The following is an 11,977-nucleotide window of genomic DNA, read 5'->3' on the forward strand; positions in this document are numbered from 1 at the left end:
CGTCCGGGCCACCGTCCCGTCGTACGGCCAACTTCCCTCAGGCACGCACCGGTTGGGCCGTCTCCCGTTGGGCCGCCTCCCGCCGGAAGGCCCACCGCATCTCCGGTTCCACCACGCACCGCAGGGCGCGCCGGACCGGTGGGGTGCACAGGGCGGTCACAACGCCGGCGGCGAGGAGGGCGACCGCGCCCACACCGAGCGGCCCGTGGACCCAGGCGGGCCCGTACCAGCCCCAGAACCGGGCGCCCTGGACGAGAAAGCCGTGCAGCAGGTAGCCGTAGAGCGTGCCCGCGCCCAGCACGGTGAACCGGGTCCGCCGCCCGGGGACGAGTGCGAGGAAGCACCCGACCAGGACGAGCGAGCACCCGAAGGCGACCAGGGTCATCACCGGCCCCGACCAGGCGGGCGCGTCCAACTCCTGGGCGCTGTCCCGGTGGTAGAGCCATGCGCCGCTCATCCGCGGCACCACCCAGTAGGCCGCCAAGAGCGCGACGGCGAACACCGGCCCGGCGAGCAGCCGTACCGCCCGCCGACGCACCAGCCGGAAGTGCTCGGGCCTGAGCGACAGACCCAGCACGAAGTACGGCAGGAACTGCAGGACCCGCTGCAGGTCGAGGTCGTCACCGATGGAGGGCGTGAGCGTCGCGAGCATCGCCACGGCGAGGGCGACCGACACCGGATGACGTACCCGCTTCCACAACGGGGTGCTCAGCCGCCACACGAACAACGCCACCAGGAACCACGTCAGGTACAGCGGGTCCAGCAGACTCACCGGCCGGTCCGGCACCTGGTCCGTCCACCGCGTGAAGAAGGTGTACGCCGTCTCGAACACGACGTACGGCACGACGAGCCCGGACACCAGCCGCCGCAACCGCCCCGGACTCGCGTCGAAGTTCCGCGAGAAGTAGCCGGAGACGATGATGAACGCCGGCATGTGAAAGGCGTACACGACCAGGTACAGCGCGGACACCGCCCGGCTCCCGTCCCGCAACGGCTCCCACGCATGCCCCACGGAGACCAGCACGATCGCCAGGTACTTGGCGTTGTCGAAGAAGGCGTCGCGGCCCGGGGGACGCTGCGCTGCGGGTCTCTCCGGAGGGGCCACGGTGACAAGTCGCTCGTGCATCCCGGGCGCCTCACCACTCCGGGAGCACCCCAAACTCCGTACATCCGTGCTGGTTGTACCCCAGCTCTCGGGGCGGGGGTGCCGGCGAGGGCCAGGTGGACGCCGGTACCCCGCCGAGCGCTCGCCACCGGCGTTGTGCCGCCAGCGGTGCAGCGCGCAGGTCGCGGCCAGGGCGATCGCGCGGGCGGCGGCGAGGCGCGCGCAGGTGTCCCCGCGCCGCAGGTGGGCGAGGACGAGCACGGCCTGACGGCCGGACAGGCAGCCGTCGCCCCCACCGGGTCCCGATCTCTCACCGCCGGGCACGCTGCCTCAGCTCATCGGATAGCCGATCTCCGCCATCTCCTCCGCGAGATCCGCCGGAGCGATCTCCGAGTTCAACGCGCTGACCACCTCTTCGGTCAGAGGACGCGAGGAGAAGACGTGACGAACGGCCTCCAGGTCGACGGGAACCTCGTAGTAGTCCTCGGCCCACCGCTGGAACGCCTCCGGTGAGCGATCGATCAGAAGTTGGAAGAGGTACCCGGCGCCGTCCGGATCGTCCGTTGCTCGGTCGGGAAAGTCGATCGTCCCTGCCTTCCAGCCATCGTCTCCCGTCTCTCGCCATATGCACGCAGTGACGATGGGCATTCCGTCCTCGTCCGAGAACGCGGGCTCCTCGACGCACGGCCGGAAGACAGCCGGTACCTCGTCGAGCACTCCGGGCCATGGGCCGTCCGCTGCAAAGGGGCTCATGGGCGATTCATGATCGAATCCACGGATGTAGGTGCCGGCGGCCGAGAAAACGATGGAGTACTCGTCACCCGCCCCGTTACGCATCGAGGCCATCGATTCCTTCTCGGACCAGTGGTCGTTGAAGGAGTGGTACCGGTAGGCCCACTCAGGGCTCAGGACTGCCTCCACAGTGGCCATGGCACGGCAATGCTCACGGAGGACGGCTATCTCGGGCAACCGCCGAGCAACGTCTTGAACGGTCACCCGCCCATCCAAGCGCACGCCTCTGACACTGCGGCTTCGTGTCTGGCAAACGGCCGCTTGACCAGACCGACCGCCGAGAGCGTGACTCACCCGCGGCGATACCCCAAGATCCCGTCCCCGCCTCGTCCACAGACCCCGCCATACGGCCGCTCCAGGCTGCATCCGCCCGCACATACGCGAAGACCCCGACCTCAGCGTTTCCACTGGTGACGGGGTCTTTGGGCACCTCATGCAGGGTGCCCCCGGCAGGATTCGAACCTGCGCACATGGCTCCGGAGGACGCGGCAGTCCCAGACGTTCATGCAGGTCACGCGCATCGCTGACAGTTAGTCAGCCTCTCGGTCCCGTGTATGTCCCGCGAAAATGAAATGCCCCAAAGCTCTCAATGTCCCGCCAATGCGGCCTTCGGGACGTGCCGCCGAGCCTTCGTTCCTTGGTTGGTGCCCTATTAGACCTTGATGACGGTGATGCGAGAGCCGCACAGGGCGGTTAGATCCTCGGGGTCTGAACTGAGAATCGTCGTCGGACCGGGGGCGGCGAGGGCGGTGGCGCCGAGCATGGCGTCGATGGCGTATTTGTGGCCGTGCAGGCCGGCGTCGGCGAGGAGGGCGGCGGCGTGGCGGGCGATAGGTTCGGTGACCGGTTCGATGACGAGGCGGGAGAGTGTCCACTCCAGGGCCGGGCGGTTGATGCGGGGGTGGACCACTTCCACGAGGGTGGCCGCGGAAGTGATCACCCGCAGGTCGTCGGCGCGAGCGAGGGCGAGCCAGCCGGTGACGGTGCGGTCGCGAAGGATGGCCTTGGCCAGCCCTTCGCTGTCGAGGACCAGAGTGCCGCCGGGGGTAGCGGAGGAGGGGCGGGTCACGCGGCGTTCGCCCCGCCTCGCGTCTGCTGCTGGCGGGCCTGCTGGAGTTGGTCGCGCAGAGCCTGGATCTCTTCGTCGGTGACGGGCCCGTGCTCGGCCTCGGCGACCTGGATGAGCTCGTTGAGATTGTCCCGCTCGATCTGTCGCGCGACGGCGGCGGCGACATAGGCAGACAGGCCCGACGGGCCGCTGCGGGCCTTGGCGGCTTCGGCGATGTCGCGGGGCATGGTGATTGAGTACTTGCCGGTAGGGTCACTCATGCTCCCCATCCTACCTTAGATCCTACCTGCATGCGGGAGTGGCGCAGCGAACTGTCGAGTCGCTCGCTGCGGATGGCTCCATCCTTGTCTTGGGGTGCGCAGAGGGGAGCGCAGCGGCGTCGTTGCTGCCGGGGCTTTATGGGCATCCAGGACGTTCACCTGAACAGAAGGGTGGTGGACGTCATGAGGAACGCGAAATCTCACGCGCGCGGCGTCCCCGGCAGGAGACGTGAAAGCAGGGCCGTGGCCGTTCCGCGGTCGTCTCCAGCATGAGGAGGGAAGCCCCTGGCCGGCAGGAGCTTTCCGCTGGTGCCGAGGATCGTGGCGCTCCACTAGATCTGAAGCCCGTGAGGTACCCCGGTTTCAGGCTCTGACCCCTCGGCTCAGGAAAGTGGAACGGCCTGCTCAGACGTCTGCCTTGTTCGCTTCCCTGGCCGCAAGCATGCAGCTCACAAGCGGGTCGTGGCTCCAGGAACCCCGATTTAGACGCCTCCGTCCCGCGCATATCCCGCAGGGAGCGATGTCACGGGATCGGACAATTGGGATTTCGGTCGACCGGTGCGCCAAAATCCCAGGTAGGAATGCGTGGGTTGGCGAGTGCGCTGGCTTACTTGGCCGTTGCTGTTTCGGCATGCACAAGAAAGGCCCTGACCGGCGTTTCCGCTGGTCAGGGCCTTGATTTCCGGTGCCCCCGGCAGGATTCGAACCTGCGCACACGGCTCCGGAGGCCGCTTTTATCCCACGTGTTTCAGCTGGTCAGGAGCCCAGGCGATGGCTGACCGTTCTGCTCCGGTCCACGGATGGTCCACGGAACGGCGGCGCTAGCCAGCTGGCTCAGGAACACCATGGAACGGCCCAGACGCTTGGGCTTGTCCCCTGCTGTGCGCCGCTGAAGGCCGCCGCGCTCCAGAAAAACGCCAGCCCAGCAAGCAAGGATCAGCTAACGAGTTTACGGAAGCGTTCAAATAGCAGCCGGAACTCCCCTGGGTAGGGTTGCTCCTGGTCTTCGTCATCGATCTCATTCGAGTCGGCAGGGGTATGTGCTGTGGTGACCTCATCGACTAGGTCTGAAAGATCGCTGTCGTCTAGAAGGAGCACGAACTCATGGCGACTAAGCGCTGTGTCCCTGCAGCGCTGAAGGAAGTGGTCCTTATCGGTGAGGGACCGGCATAGCAGCAGTCCTACCTTTCCGCGTAGTGGCGAGAACCTGCCGCAAAGCTGATCCAACTCGGGATTCCCGAGCTCGGAGTAATAATTCTTGCATTCAACGAAAATGTGCGAGCTCGGATGGCCTTGTCGTGTTATCCATCCGAAAAACCCTTCAGTTGCGTTATTCGTGTATGTGATATCAACCCGCTTTCGGGATTGATCCAAGGGGTGTTCGACGACCGGGTAGGTCAGCCAAGGATAGAAGATCGCACTAAGGAGTGCGTGCACCCTGTGATGGTAATTAGTTGCATTCTCGGCACCGGGTGGCGTGTCAAGCACGTCGCTCAGAAGGTTCTGATAACTGACAGGTTTGGTCCCAGTGGCCGCGCTCAGCTCATCGTGATCGAGAGGACGGGATGGCTTCTTGCGCTTCTCCTCCTTGTAGTCGCGGAGAACTTGAGCGCGCGTTAACGTCAGGTCCACCATCTTTTCTTTGTCGCCACCGTACTCCTTTTCGACATCCATCTTGGTTACATATTTTCTCCCTGTCTTAGCGGTTTGTACGAGCTTGCTGCCTGGCTTATCGAGCTCCTCGTCTTGCAGGGTTGGCGCCAAATGGTTCCTAAAGTACTCCTCCTTGGTCAAATGCAGGTCGTGGCGGACGATTACCTTGGGCACCAACAGCAAAGGGCTTCCTGGTAGCAGCATGCGAGTATTTCCCTCCTCCCACTCGCAAGTGGAGTGATTCCAGACAAGTCCGCTGTACACGCCGTCTTGCAGTTTCATGCCATAAATCGAGGCCATTGACTGCGTGTAAGAGATGAGCATCCCGCGAATGATGTTCGTGGTCACATCGGAGATGATGTCTTTACCGATTCCTTCTATGAAGAGTGCAGTATCCTCCAGGTCCTCAAGCAAGCCAGTCTCCGCAGCCCGGCTTACCACTAGGTTGTTGGTAATGCGTTGCACGAGATAGGGACCCAGGCCTCGACCGCGTGACTTCCCTTTTGACAGGCCGAAGTGTGTCTCGTTCGGCTCCTGCAATCGAACAAGGAGCTCACGGAGCCGGTCCTGGTCGCCAGCGTTGATTGCGTCTACCACACTATGAAAGAAGGTTGAAAGCATAGTGTGACACTGACTTGACCACTCATCTGGAAGATTTTTTAGCGTGCTCGGATCGATATAAACGGGGGTGTCTTTTTCGACATCGACATCAACGAAGTCGAGAGTCGGCTGTGTTCGGCCCAGCTTGTAGTATTCGGAAACACGCATTGACGCCCCCCAGGTTCGCCGACCGATCTTCCGCAGATCGACATCAATACCCGGTAATGGATTTCTGTACGCTCAACAGCGCCGAGTTGGCTGAAAGTAGAGTCCGGGCGGGTCTGCGGCTGGGTGAGACGCCGGCACTAGTCCGGGGCGGCCTGGCTTCTCGAACGAGCAGGGCCTGAGTGGCGCGTTGCCTGCGGCGGGCGTGACGATGAGAGGGCCCGGAGGGTGCTCAACGCACAGATGGCCGACGGCTCCCTAATGCCAGAGCACCGCTTTATGAGTTCGGTCCGAGCCCGTTCCGGATGGCCGATGACTGGCATATCGGCCGCACAGGGACGCTGGTGTACGTCCCCGTCCAGCAACGTTGATGTCAGCTGTAGATGTCAGCCGTCCATCAGATCCGGGTGAGGACACGGTTCCAGCTTGGCCGTCGGACTGTCAGCCCCACTTCCACCAGACATGCCAGTTGGAGCATCCCCAGACCACAGGACAGGTGCGGCAGTCGTCGTGTGTCAATTCAATGGCCGACTGTCCCAGGATGTGGTGAGGTCACTCTGTGGCATCGAAGACCAAGCGTCATGAAGCGCGAAAGAAGAGACAGCGCCGGGCAGTTCCAGGGACGCCGGCGTTCGACCCGCATGCTGAGGTGATGGTCGACACCTGGGCCTCGCTGGTGAAGCTGATGGTGCGGATGGGGGCGACCGACGATCCTGAGGCGGCGGCCGACGCTGCACTCAATAGCGCGGTCGCCGAGTTCGTCACGAAGGTGCAACGGTTCGACCCAATCCGTCTCATCGAAGTTGCTCGTCTGGCGTCCCTGCCGATGGCTCCTACCGGATCGGTGGCTCCGATTACCCCGGACGCATCCGCATCAAGGCTTGAGCTGCTTGCCTTGTTGGCTCTCGCAGCTCAACAGGAAGTAGCAACCGGCGTCGCCTCTGAGCGGGCAACGGTCGGAGATCAAGAGATGAGTCAGTTCGTATCGGAAGCGCTGAGCGAGCTCGACAGGCTTCTTCACTTGGCGCAGTTGCGCTCCTTCGCGTCTGCGGATCCGACCGACAAGCTCTCCCTCGTGTCCTTGCTCATTCAGGGTGGCGAGGTATGGATGCGAAACTCGTCCTACCCGGAGATGGTCGAAGCAACTAACGGCGCGCTTCTCGACGGAGACCCGAACGTCCGAAATGCTCTCCTTGCTGAGCTCGGCTTCGACGCAACCGATGCCCTTGCGGTTCTCAACGCGTGTCACGGTCTTCAGGAAATCGCCATGAATCACCGCATAGATGCAATGCGGAGCACGATGCTGCAGGCGATGGCGGCCACGGAAGCTGGACGGACTGACAACGCCCTGATGGAACGCGCACGGTCCAGCCTCATGACGATGTTCGAACCCGAAGCCAGCGATGTCACAGTCTCGGTCGCAGACATCGCCTCGCACACCGGTATCCCGGAGGGCCGGGTCAGAGCTGTCATCGAACGGTTCCGTCTGGACCTCGCGGAAGCCACACCCGTCCAGGTCGTCGATGCGTTCAGCACCGGCAAGAACCCACTGCGTGCCCGGCCGCTCATCGTTTGCGCCAACGACCGCGTTGTCCTGCCCCACCCTGCGTTGCACGTGTCCGCAGTCCGGGAAAACCTTGAGGAGCACCTTAAGGCGTCGAAAACATGGAGTAAGTACGCGAAACACCGCGGCGATCTCCTTGAGATGCGTACCCGGACTGCACTGGGTCGCGTGCTCCCGGACGCCCATTACCGGGACGCATTCGAGTACTACGTTCCCGCTAACGAGACCGAGGCGACGGAAGCTGACCCATCGAGGTACACCAAACGCGTCGAGGGCGATCACCTCGTGCTCCTCGACGACGTCGCGATCATCGTCGAGGACAAGGCCGTCGCACTGAGTGTTCTGTCTCGCGGCGGCAAAAAGACGCGGATCCGCACCGACCTGACCGGCATCATCACGAAGGCCGCAGAGCAGGCAGGGCGGATGCGGGACGTGATCGAGCGCGACGGAGGTCTCCGCATCGAAGGCGAAGGATGGGTTGACCTCAGCCATATTCGGGAAATTCACACCGTCGCGGTCAGCCTCGACGACCTTTCGACCGTCCTGACGGCCACCGCGGAGTTGGTGCGAGCTGGCATACTCAGCGTGGACAACATCCCATGGACGGTGTCACTGCACGACCTTGAGTTGATCACCGAGCTCGTCGCACGACCGGCCGAGTTCCTTCTCTACCTTCGGCGACGCCGTACTCCCGATGTCACCGTCATGTTCAGTGCGGCAGACGAACTGGACTTGTTTTTGTACTTCTTCGAGGCGGGCTTGTGGGTCGAACCAGATCCGGCACAAGTACGTGTCGCATTCCCGTTCCTGCCCGAACCATCCACGTCTGAACAGCGCCGCTACCGCGCACAGAGGCCAGTCATTCTGACCAGTCGCACCGACGCACTCGACCAGTGGTTTCACACCATTCGGCATTCCGACGCTAATGTTCCGCCCGCACCCAAACCAACGATGACTACTTCTCCGGTCGCACCCCTCATTGACGAACTACAGAAACGTAATGTCACCGGTTGGCTCAGCATCGGTGCGACCCTGCTTTCCGCGGACTCAGACGTCCAGCACCGGTTCGCACACTACGGCGAGCAATTTCTCAGCAATCCCATTTCGCGAGAGCAGGGTCGAAGTCTCACCATCCCGATCACGGCCTCTGTCGATCCCGCCGAAGGATGGCTCTTCGTCTGGATCACTCGCACGACCGCTGAGGCCCCTGCCAGTGTCAAAAAGAGAGCTCGTGACTACCTGCGCGCGAAAAAACACCAGCTGGGCCTACCACGCGGCGTCGTCTTCTTGTACGACGAGGCGACCCAAGGTCTCCTCGATGTCCTATATGACGGACACATCGGGCCGATCGACAAAGCTCTGACAGCCGTCCTACACTCCCTGCGGCCTGCGACAGCCCTCCAGCGCACAATCCATCCGAACGCTAAGCGTCCTCCACGCATCACGAAAGGCACACCAAGGCCAAAGCGAGCGCGCTAGAAGAGCGCTCCGCCTGCCAATTAGGGTAGAGCCAAACAACCCCCAGGTTGATGACCAGAGGGTTTGCCGTGGAGTAGGTAACGGGAATCGAACTCGTGATCTCAGCTTGGAAAGCTGCGAACTTTTGGGGCTGGTTAGAGTGCTGACCTGGGCGCGAACAGCCCAAGCGCTGCTGTGCCAGCCTCGGCTGCTTTCACCGTGGTTGCCCGTTGTTCCCCGCTCGATCTGGTGCCGTTGTGGTGCGGGGAGGGCACAGCTACAGCGACTACCGTTGCGGCTCTGTCGGCCGCGGCCGTCGCCACGGAGTCCGACGCAAGCGCCTTCGAAGGGACCCAGTTGGCGCGGGGTCATAACTGGCGTCGTCCCACAGCTGGCGCAGGTGCCTGAACTCGTAGTCGCGCCCAGCCGCTGAGTCCTCACAAGTTTCGGCCCAAATGCGGTCGAACGGCGGCCGGCGCATCTGTGCAGAGATGGCGCCGCTCCAGTCCCGCCATGTGTCGTCGGAAACCCACCCCTGAGCCCGCAAGTCAGCTTCGTCCTCACTGAGACGGAAGTACAGACGGATCGCCATTTCCTCCTGCTCGTTCAGTGCGGGTGTGCCTATGCCGCGAAGTGTGCGGGGCGACAGCTTGTCTAGCAACGACCAGTAGCGAGCAACGTAGAAGTCCTCGACCTGGCGCACGCGCTGCGTCCGCACCTGCCAGATCGCGAGCCCCGAGGCGACCGACGCCGTGACGAGGGTGATCGTAAGTGAGAGCCACTCCATGATCAGACATTGTGAGGGACGCGAAACGAATAGGCCATGATGTGACCCCTCGGGGACTGGAGACCAGTGACGAACAACCGTCAGGGACTTCTGGTGGCTGCCTCAAGCGTGGACCCACGTTTGCGAAAATGGCCATCCTCAGGCCAACGAGTTCGGGCATACTCATTTGTTCGCCTGCTGGCGGGCCCTGCTGGACCAGGCCGGTCCTCGCCTTGAGAGGCCGCTGATGCCCACTACCCACGAGCCGTTGCACCGTGCTGCCGAAGACTTGGTCATGGCGGTGCTTGCCGAGCTGGCCGAGACGGCATCCGCGCCGCAGTTCGGGCTGCAACGGGACTACCGCAACTGGCGGCGCTGCCAGCAGGAAATCTTCTTGGCGGAAGAACGCGAACAGTGGTGGTGGCCGAACGAGTTCTCCTCACGGGAGTGGTGGCATCGCTTCCCGGCCTACGACGTCCTGCGTGAGGTCATTCGGGATCACGAGGTGCTTCGGAGCCGGGTAGACACCTTGGTCGGTTACCCGTCCAGCCTCGTGCTCCGACGGCTAGACGATGTCGTGGTTCGGTATCTGCTCACTCCTGCGGTGGAGGCGGCCCGTGCCTATCGCTTCGACAGCGCCGCCTTCGAGGCTGCGTATGCAACTATGGAAGCCGGGCTGTTCGCAAAGACTGTGCGCCTGGTCGAGTACGTCCCCCTTCTCGGGTTCGACATGTCCCAGGCTGTGTCGGGTGCCCCGTTGCCTGATGGCCTTACCATACGGCCGATGACCGACGGGGAAGTGTCCGAAGCGCTGCGGGTGATGGGTATTCCCATCGCCCAGCTCAGCAGCACTAACTCACTGAACCTTTCCCGATTTCATCAGAATGCCCTCGTACTTGAACGCGATCTACCGGTACACAGCGGTCACAACCAGCACCCGGAGGCAGGGGCATCTTCGCCATTCGGGGCTGCGGTCGACCGCATGCTCATCGCCCTGCGCATCGTGTGCGGCGGCTCAGTCACCTACGGTCGCCCGATGTGCATGCAGAGTCGCGAAGATTTTGATGCTCAGCCGCATGCTTCATCCCGCCTCACCGAGGTCCACCATCCGGTTGAGGACCGACCAACTCTCCTTGTCGACGCTGTGGCCTTGGGAAGCCTGGGTGAGGTGTATGACCTGCTGGGTAAGCCGGGCGTCCAGAGCAAGAAGTTTCTACTCAATGCCCTGCGCCGCCTGATCATGGCGGGTGGCCGAGCCGTGCCTGAGGACAGGCTTATCGACTTGTGCATCACCGCGGAGTCCTTGTTCATCCAACACCGCGGCCTTTCGCGGAGTCGGGAGAAGCGTGAGCACCTCGTGGCTGGCGCGAAGGCTCTCCTGAGTGGTGACCCTCATCTGGCTGCAGAGGATCAGTATGTTGAGCAGCTGATCGAAGGTGCTTATAGACGCCGCAACGTCGAGATGCACGGTGACGTAGCGCAGACTGGAACCTCTCGCCTCCTCGATGGCACCACGACCAGTAATCTCCACGCCCTGGTCGGCGATTTCGAGCATCTTCTACGCCGCGCAGCTCACCTTTTCCTTATCCAGACCGCCGGTGGCGACGGTGGCCGGACAGCGTAGTCATCTGACCCACGCTAATCCCCCGATACTGCTGGCCGAACACCCGCTTTAGGAGTTCGATCTAGGCTCGCCCCTGGTGTCTTCGCCGGCTGGTCAGACGGTCGTCCAAGCCTGTTGTTGTATTTCGCCGCGCGGTCTCGTTGATGTCAGCCTTAGATGCCAACGGAATATCAGTGCAGCAGCCAGTCTTCCGACGGTTCCTCCGGTCGGTCCGCTCACCGCCACAGATAGCGACAGATCTTTCGACCCTGACCTTCTCGCCTGGACAGCACGAGGCCACCAGCTACGAGGCAAGGAAGTGCTCATGGAGGCCGTCCACCTCACTGGCGCGGCGTACGAGGCTCTCAAGGAGCGGCCTGAAATATTGAGATGCCTCCCTGTCGAGAACGAGGGAATCGAGATTTTTCAGCATCACCATCATTGTGAGCTGAACGAGGCCAAGGGGCGCCTGGGGTCGAACCTCGTAGCTACTCAAGTTCGGCAAAAATTCGCCATCTTCGAAAGTCAGGTGGTTTCGGTACAAGTCGTTCCAGTCGCCATGTGTCTCAACAGAGCCCATGCGATAACCGAGGTAAACGTTGGGGCCTAGTAGGACTCCGTTAGGTTGCTCTGGCTCTTGGGTTCTGGCTGGTGGTGGACGTTGGGGGCAGGGGGCGGTGGCAGGTGGTGCAGGTGCCGGTCCAGCAGTTCAGCAGGTCTTGGATGGTGTCGAGGATCTGGTAGAGGGTGAGTCCGGTGTATCGGCTTTTGGGGCCAGGCGCTGTTCGGTGAGGAAGGCGTGGGCTGCGGTGACCAGGGTGACGTGGTGGTGCCAGCCGTTCCAGGAGCGGCCCTCGAAGTGGTCCAGGCCGAGGCCGTGTTTGAGTTCCCGGTAGTCGTGCTCGATGCGCCAGCGGATCTTCGCCAGGCGGACCAGTTCGG

Annotated in this window: 9 protein-coding genes and 1 tRNA gene; 2 read left to right on the plus strand and 8 right to left on the minus strand. The window is 62.8% G+C overall.

Annotation, left to right across the window (positions count from 1 at the left end):
• Nucleotides 1-37: 37 nt before the first annotated feature.
• The 6 genes from H293_RS0141020 to H293_RS58700 all read right to left on the minus strand — a co-directional run bounded on the left by H293_RS0141020 (nt 38) and on the right by H293_RS58700 (nt 5,647).
• Complete coding sequence (locus H293_RS0141020) at nt 38-1,126, minus strand: acyltransferase family protein (RefSeq protein WP_020123582.1); 1,089 nt, start codon at nt 1,124-1,126, stop codon at nt 38-40.
• A 309-nt stretch (nt 1,127-1,435) separates the two neighbouring features.
• A complete protein-coding gene (locus tag H293_RS0141025; RefSeq protein ID WP_028808634.1) occupies nt 1,436-2,101 on the minus strand; it encodes a hypothetical protein in 666 nt (221 codons plus the stop codon).
• 448 nt (nt 2,102-2,549) lie between these two features.
• Nucleotides 2,550-2,966, minus strand: coding sequence for a PIN domain-containing protein (locus tag H293_RS0141030; protein WP_020123585.1), 417 nt, complete (start codon nt 2,964-2,966; stop codon nt 2,550-2,552).
• Complete coding sequence (locus tag H293_RS0141035) at nt 2,963-3,226, minus strand: hypothetical protein (RefSeq protein WP_020123586.1); 264 nt, start codon at nt 3,224-3,226, stop codon at nt 2,963-2,965. The genes H293_RS0141030 and H293_RS0141035 overlap by 4 nt, the downstream gene beginning before the upstream one ends.
• A 686-nt stretch (nt 3,227-3,912) precedes the next feature.
• A tRNA-Arg gene (locus H293_RS0141040) sits at nt 3,913-3,990 on the minus strand.
• A 172-nt stretch (nt 3,991-4,162) separates the two neighbouring features.
• Nucleotides 4,163-5,647 (minus strand): hypothetical protein, encoded by a 1,485-nt coding sequence (locus H293_RS58700; RefSeq protein ID WP_158694505.1) that lies wholly within the window; start codon nt 5,645-5,647, stop codon nt 4,163-4,165.
• Between the two features lie 556 nt (nt 5,648-6,203).
• On the opposite strand from H293_RS58700, the gene H293_RS0141050 reads away from it, so the two are divergent.
• Nucleotides 6,204-8,687, plus strand: a complete 2,484-nt coding sequence (locus H293_RS0141050) for a preprotein translocase subunit SecA (RefSeq protein WP_259294643.1) — start codon at nt 6,204-6,206, stop codon at nt 8,685-8,687.
• 265 nt (nt 8,688-8,952) lie between these two features.
• On the opposite strand, the gene H293_RS0141055 is transcribed toward H293_RS0141050, so the two are convergent.
• Entirely contained in the window at nt 8,953-9,453 is a 501-nt protein-coding gene (locus H293_RS0141055) for a hypothetical protein (RefSeq protein WP_020123589.1), read from the minus strand.
• A 226-nt stretch (nt 9,454-9,679) separates the two neighbouring features.
• Here H293_RS0141055 and H293_RS0141060 point away from each other — a divergent pair, with 226 nt between their 5' ends.
• On the plus strand, nt 9,680-11,056 hold the full coding sequence (locus tag H293_RS0141060; RefSeq protein WP_063746966.1) for a hypothetical protein: 1,377 nt from the start codon (nt 9,680-9,682) through the stop codon (nt 11,054-11,056).
• Nucleotides 11,057-11,744: 688 nt separating this feature from the next.
• On the opposite strand, the gene H293_RS51065 is transcribed toward H293_RS0141060, so the two are convergent.
• The coding region (locus H293_RS51065) for a transposase (protein ID WP_020123592.1) at nt 11,745-11,977 on the minus strand (233 nt) is incomplete at its 5' end.

The organism is Streptomyces canus 299MFChir4.1, from assembly GCF_000383615.1.
GTDB classification, from domain to species: Bacteria; Actinomycetota; Actinomycetes; order Streptomycetales; family Streptomycetaceae; genus Streptomyces; species Streptomyces canus_C.